General features: G+C 44.7%; 14 protein-coding genes. 3 read left to right on the plus strand and 11 right to left on the minus strand.

Translation table 11 applies throughout. The features are described from left to right. Positions 1 to 5: 5 nt before the first annotated feature. From BVG16_RS10105 to BVG16_RS10115, 3 genes are all read right to left on the minus strand, one after another. Positions 6 to 836, minus strand: coding sequence for a carbohydrate ABC transporter permease (locus BVG16_RS10105; RefSeq protein WP_144027352.1), 831 nt, complete (start codon positions 834 to 836; stop codon positions 6 to 8). Between the two features lie 54 nt (positions 837 to 890). Then, on the minus strand, positions 891 to 1,775 hold the full coding sequence (locus tag BVG16_RS10110) for a carbohydrate ABC transporter permease (RefSeq protein ID WP_078498417.1): 885 nt from the start codon (positions 1,773 to 1,775) through the stop codon (positions 891 to 893). 94 nt (positions 1,776 to 1,869) lie between these two features. After that, on the minus strand, positions 1,870 to 3,132 hold the full coding sequence (locus tag BVG16_RS10115; protein ID WP_078498418.1) for a sugar ABC transporter substrate-binding protein: 1,263 nt from the start codon (positions 3,130 to 3,132) through the stop codon (positions 1,870 to 1,872). Between the two features lie 397 nt (positions 3,133 to 3,529). On the opposite strand from BVG16_RS10115, the gene bglX reads away from it, so the two are divergent. From bglX to BVG16_RS10130, 3 genes are all read left to right on the plus strand, one after another. Beyond that, positions 3,530 to 5,692 (plus strand): beta-glucosidase BglX, encoded by a 2,163-nt coding sequence (bglX, locus tag BVG16_RS10120; protein ID WP_078498419.1) that lies wholly within the window; start codon positions 3,530 to 3,532, stop codon positions 5,690 to 5,692. Positions 5,693 to 5,710: 18 nt separating this feature from the next. Then, positions 5,711 to 9,058 carry a cellobiose phosphorylase gene (locus BVG16_RS10125; RefSeq protein ID WP_078498420.1) on the plus strand — a complete coding sequence of 1,116 codons (3,348 nt, stop codon included), beginning with the start codon at positions 5,711 to 5,713 and terminating at the stop codon, positions 9,056 to 9,058. A gap of 92 nt (positions 9,059 to 9,150) precedes the next feature. Further along, a complete protein-coding gene (locus BVG16_RS10130; RefSeq protein WP_078498421.1) occupies positions 9,151 to 10,119 on the plus strand; it encodes a LacI family DNA-binding transcriptional regulator in 969 nt (322 codons plus the stop codon). A gap of 81 nt (positions 10,120 to 10,200) precedes the next feature. Here BVG16_RS10130 and BVG16_RS10135 read toward each other — a convergent pair whose 3' ends face one another. The 8 genes from BVG16_RS10135 to BVG16_RS10170 form a co-directional block, all read right to left on the minus strand. Next, positions 10,201 to 10,875, minus strand: coding sequence for a phosphatase PAP2 family protein (locus BVG16_RS10135; RefSeq protein ID WP_078498422.1), 675 nt, complete (start codon positions 10,873 to 10,875; stop codon positions 10,201 to 10,203). Between the two features lie 157 nt (positions 10,876 to 11,032). Next, on the minus strand, positions 11,033 to 12,172 hold the full coding sequence (locus BVG16_RS10140; RefSeq protein WP_078498513.1) for a glycoside hydrolase family 18 protein: 1,140 nt from the start codon (positions 12,170 to 12,172) through the stop codon (positions 11,033 to 11,035). A 6-nt stretch (positions 12,173 to 12,178) separates the two neighbouring features. Then, entirely contained in the window at positions 12,179 to 13,279 is a 1,101-nt protein-coding gene (locus BVG16_RS10145; protein ID WP_078498423.1) for an acyltransferase, read from the minus strand. A gap of 18 nt (positions 13,280 to 13,297) precedes the next feature. Beyond that, positions 13,298 to 14,647 carry a glycosyltransferase family 2 protein gene (locus BVG16_RS10150; RefSeq protein ID WP_144027339.1) on the minus strand — a complete coding sequence of 450 codons (1,350 nt, stop codon included), beginning with the start codon at positions 14,645 to 14,647 and terminating at the stop codon, positions 13,298 to 13,300. Positions 14,648 to 14,989: 342 nt separating this feature from the next. Then, positions 14,990 to 15,787: a phosphonate ABC transporter, permease protein PhnE gene (gene phnE, locus BVG16_RS10155; RefSeq protein WP_078498424.1), complete on the minus strand. Its 798-nt coding sequence runs from the start codon at positions 15,785 to 15,787 to the stop codon at positions 14,990 to 14,992. After that, the gene (phnE, locus tag BVG16_RS10160; protein ID WP_078498425.1) at positions 15,784 to 16,596 is read right to left on the minus strand and encodes a phosphonate ABC transporter, permease protein PhnE; all 813 of its coding nucleotides are present in this window, start codon (positions 16,594 to 16,596) and stop codon (positions 15,784 to 15,786) included. The genes phnE (BVG16_RS10155) and phnE (BVG16_RS10160) overlap by 4 nt, the downstream gene beginning before the upstream one ends. Further along, positions 16,593 to 17,363 carry a phosphonate ABC transporter ATP-binding protein gene (gene phnC / locus BVG16_RS10165; protein ID WP_078498426.1) on the minus strand — a complete coding sequence of 257 codons (771 nt, stop codon included), beginning with the start codon at positions 17,361 to 17,363 and terminating at the stop codon, positions 16,593 to 16,595. The genes phnE (BVG16_RS10160) and phnC overlap by 4 nt, the downstream gene beginning before the upstream one ends. A 96-nt stretch (positions 17,364 to 17,459) precedes the next feature. Beyond that, a complete protein-coding gene (locus BVG16_RS10170) occupies positions 17,460 to 18,383 on the minus strand; it encodes a phosphate/phosphite/phosphonate ABC transporter substrate-binding protein (protein ID WP_078498427.1) in 924 nt (307 codons plus the stop codon). Positions 18,384 to 18,558 lie beyond the last annotated feature (175 nt).

Raw genomic sequence — 18,558 nt, forward strand, 5'->3', positions numbered from 1 at the left:
GACGCTTATTTCATACCAGAAATGGTGTAATTTTCGATGATATGTTTTTGGAAGATTATAAAGATAATGATGACAGGAATAATCATGAAAGCGGATCCTGCCATTTGTAACGCATAGTTGCCGCCGTATTGCCCTTTGAGTAGGGAAAGTCCTACGGATAAGGTGTACAGCTTCTCATCATTAGCGATGATCAATGGCCAGAGGAAGCTGTTCCATCCTGCAATGAAGGTAAGAATCCCTTGCACGGCAAGGATCGGCTTCGTCAACGGCAATATAATTTGAACGAATAACCGGAATTCACTTGCGCCATCCAGACGCGTTGCTTCTAACAATTCATTCGGAATGGTTGACATGAACTGACGGAACAAGAAAATTCCGAAAGCACCGACAAGCCCAGGCAGAACAATACCGATCATCGTATTCGTTAAATTCATCATGTTGAGAATAAGGTAGACAGGAATCATCGTTACTTGTCCCGGAATCATCATCGTAGCGAGTACGATATAGAACAAGGAATCTCTTCCTTTAAAGTCGTATTTCGCAAATCCGAATCCGGCTGCGGCGTTCAGGAACAATCCGATAAAAGAGAAGAAGACGATAATCAAAGTATTCTTCAAGTAAACGGCAAAATTCATATTCTCAAACAATTTCGTGAAGTTCTCTAACGTTGGACTTGATGGGAAAATCGTAAGCGGCAGCTTCATTAGCTCGCTTTCATGTTTGAGCGACGATAGCACCATCCAGAAAAATGGGATGAGCATGAGGATGCCGCCGATGGTTAGGATGATTCCAACGAACCACTGGAACAGCTTTTCTTGGCGGTTGGTGGATTTCATGGGTTTCATTGCTGCTGTAGAGCTGGATTTCATACGAGCACCTCCATTCTGTAATTAAAGATCCGTGTCTTTGTTCTGGAATTTAAATTGTATCAACGTAATGATGATAATCGCGAAGAACAGTACAAAGGAACCAGCGGCAGCGTACCCGAAGTTGCTCAATTGGAACCCGTTACGGTAAATGAACAATGCTACGGAAGTGGTGCTGTCGAGCGGCTTGCCTTGCGTCATAATAAATGGTTCTTCGAAGAATTGAAGCCAACCGATCATCGTCGTGATGGATACAAAGAAAATTGCAAAACGCAGCATCGGCAATGTAATTGAGGTCAACTGTTTCCAGTTGCTTGCTCCATCCAGTTGCGCAGCTTCATAATACGATTTGGGAATGCCTTGTAACGCGGCAATAAAGATAATCATGTTTAACCCGATCGCTCTCCATACGGCTAATAGAATAAGGGACAGCTTCGCCCATACCGGATGAGTTAGCCAAGGAACAGCAGGTAAGTGAATGGACTCCAGAATATAATTGAACAGACCGAATTTGGTGTTGTACATATATCCCCATACTACTGCGACAGCGACGACGTTCGTGACGGCTGGCATATAGAAAATGACCCGGAAAGCTTTGAAGATGCGAGCTTTGCCGAAATTGATCATAAGCGCGACGCCGAGCGAGCACACGATAACGAGCGGAACGCCAATGATGACATAAAACAAGGTGTTACCTATCGATTTCAAGAAGATGGGATCAGCCAACACGTTGATATAGTTTTTCAAACCGACGAACTTAATGTTAGAGTAGTCAGCCAGACCGACTAAATCCATGTTGGTAAAGCTGATAAAAAGCGCGACAAAAATAGGCAGCAACGAGAATATTGTCAGCAAAATAAGCGTTGGTGCTATAAAGTAATACGGAGCTCGATTGACAGAGCCTTTCATATCTAATCACTTCCTTTGCTCGATACAGAACGCGAACGGGTAGATCATTTTACCGACGAGAGCTGCTCCCGCCGGTAATTTCATTCCACGATTCTTATTTGTTATTCAGAATATCTTCTGCTTCTTTGTTGTACTTATTCATTTCATCTTGTACGTTGGCATTGGCACGGTAAATTTGTTCAAACGTTGATAAGAATTTTTGGGAAAGAGCTTCATACGGTTTGATCATTGGCATAGGTTCCGAATGCTCCATTTGATCGCCGAAGACTTTGTAATTCTTGTTGTTTTTCAATACATCGCTGTTCCATGCTTCTTTGGCAGCAGGAAGTGAATTCGTAAGCTCCATCCATTTCAATTGTGTTTCTGGTTTACTCATGTAAGCCAAGAATTTCATAGCTTCATCTTTATGTTTTGTGTATTGGAATACAGTTAAGTTAGATCCACCTAAAGCTGAAATGTTGTTTTCTTTTTTCGGAAGAACAGCTGTAGCCCATTTACCTTCTAATTCGGGTGCTTGATCGTTAATGATTTTGACCATCCAAGGTCCGCTGATGAACATAGGGGTAATGGCATCATCACGGAATGCAGGAATGATATCCATGCCTAAGTCAATTGGCGCTAATTCTTCTTTGAAGAAACCATTCAAGTAGTCAACGGCTTCAACGAACGGAGCTTCATTGAATAATGGCTTGTTGCCATCAAGCAGCTTGGAACCGTTCTGACGAGCGAACATGAAAGCTAAGGACTGTTCTTTTGTATCTAAGCTGATCCCGTATTTGTCACCGCCGCGAGCTTTTAATTTCGTAGCAGCGTCTTTCAATTCATCCCATGTTTTGGGTGCTTCGTTATAGCCTACCGATTGCAAAATATCTGTACGATAATATAAAACGCGTGTATCAACGTACCAAGGCACCCCGATCGTAGCCCCGTCAAATTTCGTTGTATTAATGGATCCAGGGTAGAAGTTATCTGGCTTAAGCTCTGGGTATTGATCCAACATTGGGGCAATATCCATTAAAGCTTTTGCGGATCCAAATTCCGGTACCCATGTCGTTCCCAGTTGAAGGACATCCGGTCCTTGCTTAGATGCGACAGCTGTGAGCAATTTATCATGCGCTGTATCCCAAGGAAGTGCTTGAACTTTTATTTTAATGTTAGGATTTTCTTTTTCGAAATCTTCAGCAATTTTAGGAAGCGACTTGGCTTCTTCGCCCATTCCCCATACATTCAGGGTTACTTGCTTGTCGGAGCCGCCAGCGGATTCTGATGAATCTTTATTTGATGAAGAGCATCCAGTCAGAGCCGCCATAACGAGCATAAGACTTGATAACACTAAGGCCATTGTTTTTCTTTTCATTGTTGATTCTCCTCCTAGTAAAAGTACGTGAAAGTACCTCCCGTTATTATGCACTTTTGTTGTAAAACTACCCAATTACGCATGAGTGAAACAGTAAACAAACTGAATACTCACAACCCCCTATCGGAAATACTACTGTGTTTAAACTTGGTGTTCTAATTTGGTGAAACGTTTCGATTGTCATTATATATCATTTTGAAATCGTATTCAACAGGTTTCTCAAAAAATAATTAAAGGTTCAAACTTCCAATCGAAACGTTTCAATTTCTATTTCAACAGGGTTGACCATGTGAAACAAAGTGTTTATAATCCCAATTAGCACACAATCGAAACGTTTCTATAAAATAAATAAGCATGAGTTATGGATTAGAATAAGACATCAAACGGAGGTTTTGTCATGAAACATGAGCAATTATTATCCCTTATGCGTCAAATGACATTACAAGAAAAGATTGCTCAATTAATGCAATTAGCGGGTCCTTTTTTTGAAGGAGCCGAGCAAGATGGACAAATCACAGGGCCTATGGAGGCCATGGGAATCACTAAAGAGAATGTCTGTGATACAGGATCTGCTCTAGGTGTTACAGGGGCGCGTGAAGTTATCGCTGTGCAGGAAGCACATATGCGGAATAATCGTCTGGGTATTCCTCTTCTATTTATGGCGGACATTGTTCATGGATTTAAGACCATTTTTCCGGTTCCGCTCGCAATTGGCTGCTCATGGGATATGAAGCTGGCAGAGAAGAGCGCAGAGATTGCTGCCAAAGAAGCATCGGTTTCGGGTGTTCATGTTACGTTCGCCCCCATGGTTGATTTGGTTCGCGATCCGCGCTGGGGCAGAGTGATGGAGTCTACCGGAGAAGATCCATACTTAAATAGTGAGTTCGCCAGAGCATTCGTACGCGGTTTCCAAGGCGACAGCCTGGATGATACCGATCGCGTTGCGGCTTGCGTTAAGCATTTTGCTGCATATGGCGCGGGAGAAGGGGGAAGAGACTACAATACGGTTGATATGTCAGAGCGTCAGCGTAGAGAGTACTATCTTCCGGCTTACAAGGCAGCATTAGATGAAGGTTGCGAGATGGTGATGACGTCCTTCAATACGGTTGACGGCATTCCGGCTACAGGGAACAAAGCCTTGATGCGTGACTTGCTTCGTGAAGAGTGGGGATTTGAGGGCGTTCTGATTTCCGACTGGGGTGCTGTAAAGGAAATGATCCCGCATGGCGTTGCCGCGGATGAAGCGGAGGCCGCTTTGAAAGCGATTCAAGCCGGCGTAGATATTGAAATGATGACCCCTTGCTACGTGAATCATCTAGAGGCCCTTGTAGCTCAAGGTCTTGTAGAAGAAGCTTTGATCGATGAGTCAGTTCTTCGTATATTAACCTTAAAAGCGAAGCTCGGCCTCTTCGAGCAACCGCATCGCGGGGCAGACGTCGCACGTGAGCAAGAAATCGTATATTGCGAGGAACATCGCCAAGCTGCTTATGAACTCGCGACGAAATCCATTGTTCTGTTGAAGAATGATGTTGTATTACCGCTTCAGAAGACGCAAAAAGTTGCGCTGATCGGTCCGTTCGCGCAGAACGGTGACATTCTTGGACCTTGGTCATGGCTAGGCTCAAAAGACGATGCGGTTCAACTTTATGATGGCATGAAAGGCCATGTGGAGCCAAGTGAACTTCTGACGGCACAAGGATGTGAGATCGAAAGCATCACTTCGGCGATGCTCGAGGAAGCACTGCAAGTCGCAGCACAAGCGGATGTTATCGTGCTGGCTTTGGGGGAACATTCCGACATGAGCGGTGAGGCTGGAAGCCGTGCGAATATCCGGTTGCCTGAAGCGCAATTGGAGCTCATCGCGAAATTGAAGCCATTGAATAAACCTATGGTTGCCATACTCTTCAATGGACGACCATTGGATCTGCATGGGGTTATGGATCAGACGGATGCCGTCTTGGAAGCTTGGTTCCCAGGCAGCGAAGGCGGACGTGCGATTGCGGATATTCTGTACGGAGATATCAATCCGTCCGCGAAATTAACGATGTCGTTCCCGTATTCGGTGGGCCAGGTCCCTGTTTACTACAATCGGTTTAACACCGGGCGTCCGCAAGGTGCTCCGGATGCACAAGTCCGATATGTTTCGCAATATTTGGATATTCCTAATGAACCGCTGCTTCCTTTTGGTTTTGGATTAAGTTATACAACATACGCCTACGACGAACTTGTTGTTTCATCGGACGAGATGACGGTGAATCAACCTGTAAGTGTAAGTGTCCGCGTGACTAACCAAGGGCCTGCTGCTGGCGAGGAAACCGTCCAGTTGTACATTCGGGATGTTGCGGGTGAAGTTGTACGTCCGCTGTTGGAACTTAAGGCGTTTGAGAAAGTCTCTCTCCAGCCCGGTGAGAGCAAGACCATTACGTTTACTATAGATGAAAGCCAGCTTCGCTATTATCATTCGGATCTTTCTTTTACAAGTGACCTAGGAGATTTTATAGGTTATGTTGGTCCGAACAGCGTAGATCTAATGTCATTCGCATTTAAATTAACGAAATAGGCAAAGGGAGTGGAATCCATGATAGCACCTAACCGCGTTTTGTTTGAGATTCAAAACGGTCCTTTATCATTTAAATTTTTGCCAAGCGGCGATATCTATCAGATCCATCAGGAAGACATGATGGTCAATCAATGGTTGGCGAACGTCATTGATGGTTCAATGAATAATTTATACCTGCGCGTATTTGAAGCCACAGGCATACGTGTTATTCCGTTACTAGGCATTCAATCGAACAGCCGCGTAAGACATTCGGATACACAAGTGGTGTGGGAAGGCGAAGCAGGTGATTTGAGTTATACCGTTGTTTTCACACTAACGGATCAAGGCATTTGGTTCTGGGATGTACGCGTGAACGGAACCGACGCCAACGTGGATCTCATTTATGGTCAGGATGTGGGGATTGCGCATCGCGGCGCGATTCGCACGAACGAAGCGTATCTATCGCAATATATTGATCATGCGGTGTTCGAAGATGATAGCAAGGGTTACATTGTATGTTCCCGTCAGAATCAACCGCAGCAAGGCGGTGTGTTCCCTTACCTTCAACAGGGCTCTATCACGAAGGCGAAAGGATACTCCACAGACGGTTTCCAATTCTTTGGGTTGTCTTATAAAGAAACGAATCAACCTGAAATTCTAAGCCAAGCATCCCTGAAAAATGAAGTCTACCAATACGAATTCGCGTATACGGCACTTCAATCGGAGCGAGTATCTCTCGACGGGTCCGCACGTTTTGTATTCTATGGTCTGTACAAGAAGGATCATGCGGCAGCTGTTACAGCGCTGGAATATCAAGATGAAGTACAAGCTGCATGGAGTTCGGTGTTGGAGCGCAGCGTAACGGCAGATCGCAATGTGCCGCAGCTGACACGGAACCCGATATTTGGAGAACCTCTGAAGACCGGATCCATATCCGCACAAGAACTGGAACAGTATTATCCAGCTCGTCATAATGAGGAGTACCAAGAGGATACACTGCTTGCTTTCTTCACGGCAGGACAAGAACATGTTGTATTGAAGGAAAAAGAATTGTTGGTTGAACGTCCGCATGGACATATTCTCATGACGGGGAATAATGTGCAGTTAGATACCCCAGTACTTACGACGACCTCTTATATGTACGGGATTTTTAACTCCCAGTTGGTTATCGGGAACACGTCGTTCAATAAAATGCTAACAAATGCAAGAAGCGCTCTCAATATGATGAAGACGTCGGGACAACGCATCTATGTGGAACGTGACGGAAAATATCAGCTGTTAACGATGCCTTCGTGGTTTGAAATGGGCTTCAATTACGCGCGTTGGTTCTACAAAACAGAAGATGATGTTATCGTGATTACGAATTACTCGGCGCTCGATACGCCTGAAGTGATGCTTCATGTCCACTCCGAGAAGGGGCGCGGATACCGCTGGTTAGTTACGAATCAAGTGACGATGAACAATAACGAATACGAAGTGGATTACCATATGGAGCATGAAGGTTCCAAGGTATCGTTTACGGCAGATGCAAAGGCGGAGAGTGCTTCGGTATATCCTAACCTACGTTACTCCTTCCACTTAGAGGGTGCTTCTTTCCAAGTGACGGATGAGAAGAAATTCGGTCCGAATATGGATTCTCAGGCTGCCTCCCTTGCTGTCTTCGAATTGAACGAGAGCAGTGATTGGGTCATGACGATGCAAGGACTTCTTGACGGAGAAGATTTGCCTGTCGTAACCCATTCCGCTGAGGAAGAAATCAGCAAATACCGCGAGTTCTACCGTTCGGTGATGAATGGATTCCATCTTTCCCAAGAAGCTGGCGAGACGGAGGATCTGCAGAAGGTAAATGCACTGGCATGGTGGTATACACACAATATGTTGGTACATTACTCGGTTCCTCACGGGCTTGAGCAATACGGCGGCGCAGCTTGGGGGACGCGGGATGTCTGTCAAGGACCGACAGAATACTTTATGGCAACCCATAAGTATGAAGAGGTTCGCAATATTCTTACGACCCTTTATTCGCATCAGTACGAAGATGATGGGAACTGGCCGCAATGGTTCATGTTCGATAAATACAGTCGTATACAGCAAGAAGAAAGCCATGGGGATATTATCGTCTGGCCATTAAAAGTGTTAGGCGATTATCTTTTCGCTACGCAAGATTTTGACGTATTGAAGGTGGAATTGCCGTATACGGTTCGTCATACGTTCGAATTCACGGATCATAAAGCAACGTTGTTGGATCATGCGAAGAAAGAAATCGAGTATATTAAAAATAACTTCTTGCATGATACGTACCTCAGCTCTTATGGCGACGGAGATTGGGATGATACGTTGCAGCCTGCCAACGCCCAATTGAAGAAATATATGATCAGCAGCTGGACGGTCGCGTTGACGTATCAAGTGATGAACCGCTTATCTTCCATATTGTCAACAGAAGAAGCTCAACTGTCCTCTGAATTGCATGAACTTGCCGAAGGCATCAAGCGCGACTTCCAAACGTACATGTTAGACACGGGCGTAATCCCTGGGTTTGTCTACATGGAAGAACAAGGTCAGGCAGAGCTGATGCTGCATCCGACAGACACGAAGACGGGCATTCAATATCGCCTACTTCCGATGACACGCAGCATTATTAGTGAATTATTGACGCCTGAGCAAGCTGCATCTCATTACGATTTGATTAAAGAGCATATGTATTGCCCAGATGGCGTACGATTAATGAATCATCCGGCACATTACGCTGGCGGTGTGAGTACGAACTTCAAACGTGCGGAACAAGCGGCGAATTTTGGTCGCGAGGTTGGGTTGCAATACGTGCATGCGCATATTCGTTACGTAGAATCCATGGCGAAATTCGGGAAGTCGAATGAAGTGTGGAAAGGATTGCTCATGATCAATCCGGTTGGTATTCAACGTGTCGTTCCGAATGCCGAACTTCGTCAGAGCAATGCATACTTCAGCAGCTCAGATGGGAAGTTCAACACGCGTTATGAAGCACAAGAGCATTTTGACGAGCTTCGTCAAGGAACGGTTCAGGTAAAAGGCGGATGGCGTATTTATTCCAGCGGTCCTGGAATCTACATGAACCAATTGATTTCCAATGCGCTTGGTCTTCGTCAGGAAGGCGGAGATTTGATTCTCGATCCGGTTCTTCCTACGGGGTTGAACGGGTTGAAGTTCGATTTCCGTGTGAATGAACGGATGGTGCAAGTCGTATACCATCTGACGGGAGGCCCTGTAGAGCGTATTCTTATCAATGGGCAGGAAGTAGCGACAGAAGTCGAAGATAATCGATATCGTACGGGCGGACTTCGCGTGAAGCAGCAAGACTTTGACAAACTCGCGATAGAGGGTACGAACCGTATCGAAGTGTTTATGTAAAAAATTTAAGATTGGCGACCTGCATAGGTTGCCAATCTTTTATGGTATATTTATAGAAAAGTGGGATGGAAAGTCAGATAGGAGCGAATGTAGTGGTTAGTATTAAGGATATCGCAAAAAAAGCCGGGGTTTCTGTCTCCACGGTGTCATACGCTCTCAACGGGAGTCCTAAGGTAACAGAAGAGACGAGCGCGCGCGTAATGGCGATTGCCAAGGAGTTGAATTATATTCCCAATGCTGCAGCTCGATCCTTAAAGAAGAAGGAGTCTCGCATTATTGGCGTGTTCCTGACCGATTTCAGCGGTGCTTTCTACGGCGATTTATTGCAAGGAATCAAGGAGATATTGAATCAGAAGGATTATGATCTTATTGTGTGCAGCGGGAAGGAATCGCATCGCATGCTGCCGGAGCGTATCATTGATGGTGCGATTATACTAGACGAGACATTTGATAGTGATGAGCTATTAAAGTATGCGGAACGCGGGCATAAGATTGTCGTTCTAGACCGGGAATTGCAGCACCCGAACGTGAATCAAGTGTTATTGGATAATAAGGCTGGGGCCACGTTAGCGATGGAATTCTTGATTGAACAGGGTCATCGTAAGCTCTATGTGGTTTCTGGACCCAAAGGTTCTTATGATTCTAGACAGCGCTTGCAAGCGGCGATGCAATCCATTGGACGCACACAAGGGGTTACATATGAGGAGATATCGGGGGATTTCAATAAATCAGCTGGTGAACTAGCAGCACGACAGATTCTCGATGAGTACACGGAGCCGGTCGGTGTATTTTGCCTCAATGATGAGATGGCTATTGGGATCTACAATTACGTATCATCCACGGAATATCGGATTGGGGAGCATATTCATCTCGTTGGATTTGATAATATCGAATTGGCCGAGTACACGCAGCCCCGCTTGTCGACGATTAATTATTCCAAGAAGAAATGGGGCTCGCTGGCAGCGGAGCAATTGTTGAAGTTGATTGTCGGGGACAGCATCGAACATGAACGGATTTACGTAACACTGGTTCAAGGCGAATCCGTTCGTAAGATCCATTAACATCAAAATTAAAGAAACGGCTGTATCCTTGCCTTAAGTTGCAGGGATACAGCCGTTTTGAATTTGACGACGTCAGCGGTACTAAGCTTCAAGTCCTTGACGCTGCTGCTGTCTCGCGGACCGACTGCGGTAGAGTGCAGGCATGGTGTAGAAGAGGAAATAATAAATCTCTACAAGGGCGATACCGCTGATGACATCCCATACGACATGCTGCTTCACGAACAGTGTGGAAGCGATAATGAGCAGGGACATCCCGCTAATCAACGTCGTATTCACACGGTTACGTGCAGGGCTCTTCAGCATTAAGCGCATGACCATGTAGCTGGAGAAGCAATGAATGCTCGGGAAGCAGTTAAACGGCTGATCTCGATTATAGATGAATCTTACCAACTGGGAGAATGGATCACTGCCTAACACCTCAGGCCGTGGCACCGTCGTCTGGAACACTAAATAGATCGCATAGCAAGTAAGAGCACAGACGGTATACAACAGCATCGCGCGGTAATAGGCCGTTCGGTCTCGCATGAAGAAGTAGACGATACAGACGTAGATGTAGAAGATCCATACGCCGTATGGCAATGCGAAGTATTTAATAAACGGGATAGATTCATCTACAGTGGTCATCAGGGAATAGACCTGTTCAGATGGCTTGTTCACGAGATGGTATAGATCCCCAAGCACCGGGAATACCAACATCAACGCAAGGGGCGCCCAGTGAAGAACTTGCTTAGGAATTCGATGCATAAATTTGTTCATACAATCAGGACCTTTCTATTGCAAAATCACATAAGATGTTACCTTAAAGGTATCGCTGATTATTGTACTGCGAGTTCTTTGATCTATCAACTATGTTGTCGAAGGAATTATCTCCCATGGAACCAAATTCTACAGATATGTGACATTTGGTGTGCCACTACTTTTCTGTATTAAGATGGGTGGACAAGTATTTCACAATACCATCTTCCGCATCCTGACTATATTCCCATACCATCGCACCACCAAGATCCTTATCCTTGATGTACTTTACTTTTTCTTTCAGGGCCTCTTGATCTTCATAACTGATATACATGTCACCATTGTACAAATAAGCCGCTTTGGCCTGCTCATCATAGTAACGCTTAAACCTATTTTGGTTCAGATACTTCTTCACGATCGTCTTATAACTCAAATCCACCTTCTCGATATCTACAGGCTGACCCGAAGTAAATGCCCCGTTGGCATTCCCTTTTACACCCTTCCAACCATAGGAATAGGCAGGAATACCAAGCAGCAATTTCCTACTGTCAATTTTATGTGCAAGATACTGGTTTATGACGCTGTCTATGCTCATCTTAGACTTCTTGTATTGGTCGGGATACAGATTTGAATTGTACCCTGTTGTATCGGACCATCTGCCCGTCATGTCATAAGTCATCACATTAATGTAATCCACATACTTTTCTACTTTTTTGACCTCTACCTTTTTGAAATACCAGTCTTGTGTACCTGAGGCAAACGTCAGTAAATACGATTTATTTTTGTGCGGGAGACGATTTAATTTTTCTCTTAATTCTCTCATGAGGCTGGTGAAGTTTTGGGTATCTATCGCACGAGCCTTTTGTGTATCCCATGCATCGAAGGCTGGATATTCCCAATCAATATCCACCCCGTCCAAGTCCAACTCCTTGACCATATTGATGATGCTTTCTGTGAATAAATATCGATTACCATCCAGTGTAGCGTCAGAGAATCCATCCACGCCATATCCACCAACAGCCAGCACCATTTTGGTCCCTTTGTTGTTTTCCTTAAGTTTCTTTATATTTTCTATGATTTGATGATTGGCGCTGGCGTCCTTGTGAAAATACAAGTTGGTGCCGTCAATCTTCGCAAAGGCGATAAAAGCAATATCGACCTTTTTCCCCGTTAAATCGATGTCCTTCGGGTCGCGCCAAGCTTCAATGTATACCGAGGAAATTTTTCGCTCTTCAGCATGTACAATCTGATAATAATAAATCCCCATACTAACGAGTAACAGAGCGATAAAGGCTTTGGAGTAAATACTTATTTTCATGACCATCTACCCTCTTCCGCCAAATAATACATGGGTAACCCATTTGTTTAAGTTCAAGACCTTAACCGCGATATAGCTAATCGTGAAAATTATAATGATGTTGAAGAGCAAGCTGAAGAGGGTCTCTAGCAGCGTAGCTTCAACTTCAATGCGTTGGGTGACCATGAGTTCAACAAGCAAGTGGATCAAGTAGATGCTAAAGCTTGCTTTGGAGATGGAGCTAATGATTTTTTTGATTTTATAGTTGGTTTTATCATGGATCGACGTTTCTTTTTCTTTGAAATAAATAAACATCGCCATGGCCATGAAGAAGGTCGTGATGGAATAGTTACCGTAGAACATCTCATCGAGTATCCCGCTATGCTTTGAAGCAAAGTAGGTTAAGATCGGTGTGAGGAAGAACGAGATAAAGCCTAAATTATATAATGAATTTTTCCATTTGATAGGCAGATCATAATTGTATACATAATACCCAAGGATGAAGTACCCGAGAAAGCCCATAAACATTGGGATATTCATAATAGAAATATCGATATAGTGATTGGTCCATCGGAAGATCACTTCCGAGGCAAATCGGTAGATTACACTAACGATAAACCATAGGATGAGATAATACCGAATATCCTTTTCGGTGCAGCTCTTGACCAGCTTACTAATCAGTGGAACAGTCGAATAGATGGCTATGATGGCATAGAGGAACCATAAATGAACATAATTGCGATCAACCAGCAGTTTATAGCCGAAGTCGAGCAGGAATTCACCCACGCCCATATTGCTTTTTAAGATGTAATACTGATTGTACCAGCCGTAAATGAAGGACCAGCTTAGCAGTGGGATCAGCAGGGGCAAGACTCTTTTCTTATAGAAATCCCTGTAAGACTTGATCTCCACACGCAATATCATAGCACCGCTAATCATGAAGAATACAGGAACTGCAAAACGAGAGACTGAATTGAATATGTTGCTGACCCACCAGGAAGTTGTGTTAAAATCATTCGTCCGTGTGAGCAGGTCTGCCGTAATATGAAGAATGATGACGGCTATAATGGATAGAATTCTTAGCATGTCTATATAAACGATACGTTTGTTTTGGAATACACTGTTCATAATGGCCTCCTGGGCAGCTTATTGGGAACGAGCCGTCATATTCTGACTGATCGCGGCAACACCTTTACGTTCAACAAACCCCCAGCCTTCATCGTTGTCAAAGTATTTCATAGTGCCGACAATATTAATATACAAAAGCAAATTTCGATAAGATAAGAGTTCAAGCTGACTGAACAAGAACATTTTCACATAATCCTTCAGAGAATAATGGCTATTGAATTTGTTGCACAAGTATAAAGAAATTACGATCTGAACGGCGTTGATACCCAATGTTACGGCGAGCAGGGTTAATGCCTTAAGTAAGTTATCTCCGATAATCAGTGCTTGAGCGACATAAAAAACCGTCGTAAAAGCGGTAAGGGTACCTAAGATAAAGCCGTCTATTGCAAAAAACAAACTGACGCCGATACTGAACTTTTGCGATAATTTGGACCAATAAATCAAGATGCAATCCACAAAAGCCTTCTGCCATCGGATGCGCTGTTTGTAGAAATTTTTGATGTTCTCGGGGCATTCCGTATAACATACGGCTTCCGGAGCATATACAAGCTTTTTCTTCAATTGGTTAGCCTTTATGTATTGGTGGATTTTGAGGGTGATATCGATGTCCTCTCCAACCGTACTCCGAAAACCATTCACTTGAACGAGAATGTCCTTATAAAATGCCCCAAAGGCTCCGGATATTACCACGATCGAATTGAAGAAGGACTGCGTGAGCTTACGGACATAAAAGCTATGAATATAGCTGATGATCTGACTCTTAACCAGCCCCTTGCCTTTAAATTTCTCGATAATGATGCCATCCTTCTTCTCTGCACCTTGGACAATCTTCACGGTACCTCCCAGCGCGATAATCTCAGGATCGTGGAAGTATTGATTCACGTATTTCATCGAATGGACCTCAAGCATGCTATCTGCATCCAACGTCACTACAATCTCTCCTTGTGCACAGTCGATGCCCGCATTCAGTGAATCTGCTTTGCCGCCATTGAGCTTATCAATGACATAGATGTTGGGGTAGTACCTAGACCTGTATATCCCTTGAATCGCGTTGTATGTCAATTTGTTATCTGCTTTTCGATGATCAAGCTGCAAGTCTAATAACGTATCCAGCTTGAAAAAGGTGCCGTCCTTAGAGCCGTCGTTTATGATCAAAATTTCGAGGTTTTCGTAAAGGAGACCTTGCATGGCATCAATACAATTCCCAATCGTTAGCTCTTCGTTATACGCAGGAACGAGAACGGATATGGATTTCTCGGTCAAATCTGCTTTAAGCTCTTGTACCTTACTGAAAAATAGGGGGATGACCGTATACAAAAGCTGAAACACAAGGAAAACCATGGTGGACACAAATAAAAAATAGTACAAGCTGCTCACTCCTTTACAAAATCTACATTTATACCCACTTTTCTTATGGTTGTAGTCAACATATAGTCAATTACCAAATTAACCTAATTTATCTATATCTGTAAAACTGAGCTGAAATGAAAGTAAACGTATACAATGCCCCTTTTCAGTCGAATGCTCGCATTTGATGTCATATTCTCATTTTCAGAAAAAATTTCAATATAATGGATATTTTTCAGATATTATTCAAAGGTTTGTAACATTCGCTACCATGCATGGTTGCGAAATAAAAAAAGACGATCCCTGAGGTCATCTTAGACCTTATAGGATCGCCTATATCTTCTTCACATCGTAAAACTAGTATTAAATAATCCGTTTGCGGAGCCATCCGGAGATGAGGTCGGTAAGAATGATCAACACGACAATGCCAAGAAGGATAACGCCCACGCGATTCCAATTCCGCACTTGCAGCGCAAAGATCAATGGCGTACCAATTCCGCCTGCGCCAACAAGACCGAGCGTTGTTGCTGAACGAATATTGATTTCGAAGCGGTAGAGCGAGTAGGAAAGGAACTGCGGAATGACTTGCGGCAGTACAGCGTATCGCAATACTTGCAGGCGATTCGCTCCGCTGGCAATTAAAGCTTCCTGCGGTCCGGAATCGATACTCTCGATGGTTTCGGAATATAACTTCGCCAGCATGCCGATGGAGTGAATGCCAAGCGCGAGAACACCCGCGAATGCACCAGGTCCGACGGCTTTGATGAATAGAATGGCAACGATAATTTCCGGGAAGACACGGATAAAGCTTAGAACAGCTTTGCCGCTTCCAGATACTGCGATACGTTTGCTCATGTTCGTCGAAGCCCAGAAAGCGAAAGGAATACAGAGAAATGCGGATACGAACGTACCGAGAATCGAAATGATAAGCGTATCCAGTAAGCCGCGAAGCAAATCTTCGCCTTCCGGAATGTATACATAGGCCCAATCGGGATGAAGAAACCCATCCAATATCGACAACGATACGGATTTGGTCGTCGCCTGAATACCTTCGAAGTGCATCCCTTGGAAAGCCCAATAATAAATAGCAAGAATGACAATAGCGATCACCCAGAAGCGAATCCGGGCACCCATCGGTTTATATGACGTTGTCCCTCTCATAGCAATTTCCTCCGAATTCTCGTGCTGCCGTAATCAATGACAAGCACAATGACGAGTGTAAGCAGAATGATCATGGATGCGCGATCATAACGGAAGAGTCCAAGTGAACGATCGAGCAATAGGCCGATTCCTCCAGCTCCTACTAACCCTAATACAGAGGCTGCACGGATGTTGACCTCAAACGTATAGAGAAAATAGGAGATGAAATACGGAAGCGCCTGCGGCACGACGCCAAAAATAATGACTTGCATGCGGCTGGCTCCTACGGCCGTCATCGCTTCCAGCGGTCCCGGATCGATGGCTTCGATGGCTTCGAAGGTAAGCTTCGCAATGATTCCGAAGGAGAAGAATACGAGCGCCAGCATCCCTGCGAAGGGACCGATACCGAAGATCGCGACGAAAATCGAGGCAAAGAGTAAATCGGGAACCGTGCGTACGAGATTCAGAACGATGCGCATTGGAATTGAGACGAGCTTGTTCGGCATGATGTTATAAGCACATAGAAGCGCAACGGGAACGGCGATAATGCCCCCTAACGTTGTACCGACGATCGCAATTTGAATGGTCTCAAGCATCGGCCCCCAGATCGTCGGCACGTAACTCCAATCGGGAGGGATCATTTCCTGAAGAAGAGAACCCATCTGCGGCAAACCAACAATTAACTGGTAAGGCGTAACTTTTGTTTGGATAGAACAAAGCACGAGTACGATAACAATCAGCAGCCATGTAGCAATTCGCTTGTAACGTTGGGTTGTAAGCTGCATATCAGGGGGAGATTTCTTGCCTGACGCAGGCGTTACGGGCTTCATACCTCGCCTCCCAGCATTTCATCATGCCGAATCGATCGTCCATAAATTTCGGCAAAGACTTCGTCGGTCGCTTCTTCCGGCGGCCCGTCGAAGACCACTTCACCCGCGCGTAGACCGATGATCCGTGTCGCGTATTCACGGGCTAAATCAATGAAATGCAAATTGATAATCGTCGTAATTTTCATATCCTGATTAATTCGCTGCAGATCATCCATGACCTGACGGGTAGTCAGCGGATCAAGGGAGGCCACAGGCTCATCCGCTAGAATAATCTTAGCTTCCTGCGCCAATGCCCGGGCAATGGACACCCGTTGCTGCTGGCCTCCAGAGAGTTGATCGGCACGGATATACGCCTTTTCGCGGATGTTCACCCGTTCCAGCGCATGCAAGGACAGTTCAATATCTTCGCGCGGGAACATACCGAACATCGTCCGCAACGTGGAGTGGTAAGCGACGCGGCCGGATAGAACGTTGTTGAGCACCGTATTTCGCTTAATCAAGTTGAAGCTCTGGAAGATCATGCCGATATCTCTGCGCATCCGGCGCAGCTCCCGGTCATTGGCACGCGTAATAGATTTGCCGTCCACTTGAATTTCGCCATCTGTAATGTCATGCAGCCGGTTAATCGACCGAAGCAACGTGGATTTCCCTGCACCGGATGACCCGACAATCACGACAAGCTCGCCTTCTTCGATCGTCAAATTAATGTTGCGCAGCCCGATGGTTCCGTTGGGGTAGGTCTTGGATACATTATTGAATTGAATCATACGTTTCCAACTCTCTCTCTGTAGGAATGAGGTAATAGAAACAACACCGCCATGATTGCTCATGAACGGTGCTGCAATTGAGCTATGATAACTTGATTACTTGATTTCTTGGCCAACGGCCTTAGCATACTCGCGTACCGAATCGAAGTTCTTGTCGTCGCCTTTAACGTAGCCCACATGGGTATAGATTTCTTTGATGATTTGTGCACCTTCTGCATCATTCGTGATGTCAATGAACGCTTGGCTGATTTTATCTCTCCAGCTTTGATCCATATCGTTACGAACGCTTACTGTATCGTTAGGAATCTTAGCTGTGTAATGAAGCACACGAGTTTTCTCGAAAACATCCGGTACATCTTTAAGGACTGTATTCCGTGCATCTTGGAAGTTCGCCACTGCATCGACTTGGCCGTTCAATAATGCCATTAATGCCGCGTCATGACCTTTGATGGTTACGCCTTGCACGTCTTTATCCGGATCGACGCCGGCATTTTTCAATTCAGCAGCAGGGTATACATAACCGGCGGATGAAGTAACGTTCTGCCAGCCAATTTTCTTGCCTTTCAAATCTGCCAGACTTTTGATCGGGGAATCTTTGAGCACAACGATCATCGCTTTGTAGAAGTCTACTTTTTCGGTCGTTGCTTGGCCTGTTGCATCATCCACACCGAAGCGTTGGGCTTGGAGCAGAAGGTCAACAGCTTTTTTATTATCATGGGCTAGTACGTAAGCATTGGGTGGTAGGAATCCGACATCGACTTGCTTCGATGCCATGGCTTCAACAATGGTGTTGTAATCTGGGGATACGGTCACGTGAACGGGAATACCAAGTTTGTCACCAAGGAGTTTCTCTAGAGGTTTGGTTTTGGCTTCAAGGGTGTCTGCATTTTGAGATGGAACAAATTGTACGTTAAGTTCTTTCGGTACGTATGCGGAGCTCGATGATTCTTTGGATCCACACGCGGCAAGACTCGCAGCGATAAGGATGGTCATGCAGATCGCCATTGTTTTTTTAAACATTCTTGGTACCCTCCAAATAATAAATTTTATCTATTGCTAAATCTCCTATATCAGATCTATCAATCCGACATAACAAATCGTAGCACAAAGAAAAAAAAGAAAGGTAAAATAGAATGGGTGGTTATGTAAAATCTTCATTAAAATCATACAATGATTGGAATTTTATGACAATACT

The sequence above is a fragment of the Paenibacillus selenitireducens genome, from assembly GCF_002021565.1.
GTDB classification, from domain to species: domain Bacteria; phylum Bacillota; class Bacilli; order Paenibacillales; family Paenibacillaceae; genus Paenibacillus_K; species Paenibacillus_K selenitireducens.

Coding starts and splice junctions, on each gene's coding strand:
- BVG16_RS10105 (WP_144027352.1), bottom strand. CDS start 836: ATGAAATCCACCAACCGCCAAGAAAAGCTGTTCCAGTGGTTCGTTGGA.
- BVG16_RS10110 (WP_078498417.1), bottom strand. CDS start 1,775: ATGAAAGGCTCTGTCAATCGAGCTCCGTATTACTTTATAGCACCAACG.
- BVG16_RS10115 (WP_078498418.1), bottom strand. CDS start 3,132: ATGAAAAGAAAAACAATGGCCTTAGTGTTATCAAGTCTTATGCTCGTT.
- bglX (WP_078498419.1), top strand. CDS start 3,530: ATGAAACATGAGCAATTATTATCCCTTATGCGTCAAATGACATTACAA.
- BVG16_RS10125 (WP_078498420.1), top strand. CDS start 5,711: ATGATAGCACCTAACCGCGTTTTGTTTGAGATTCAAAACGGTCCTTTA.
- BVG16_RS10135 (WP_078498422.1), bottom strand. CDS start 10,875: ATGAACAAATTTATGCATCGAATTCCTAAGCAAGTTCTTCACTGGGCG.
- BVG16_RS10140 (WP_078498513.1), bottom strand. CDS start 12,172: ATGAAAATAAGTATTTACTCCAAAGCCTTTATCGCTCTGTTACTCGTT.
- BVG16_RS10145 (WP_078498423.1), bottom strand. CDS start 13,279: ATGAACAGTGTATTCCAAAACAAACGTATCGTTTATATAGACATGCTA.
- phnE (WP_078498424.1), bottom strand. CDS start 15,787: ATGAGAGGGACAACGTCATATAAACCGATGGGTGCCCGGATTCGCTTC.
- phnE (WP_078498425.1), bottom strand. CDS start 16,596: ATGAAGCCCGTAACGCCTGCGTCAGGCAAGAAATCTCCCCCTGATATG.
- phnC (WP_078498426.1), bottom strand. CDS start 17,363: ATGATTCAATTCAATAATGTATCCAAGACCTACCCCAACGGAACCATC.
- BVG16_RS10170 (WP_078498427.1), bottom strand. CDS start 18,383: ATGTTTAAAAAAACAATGGCGATCTGCATGACCATCCTTATCGCTGCG.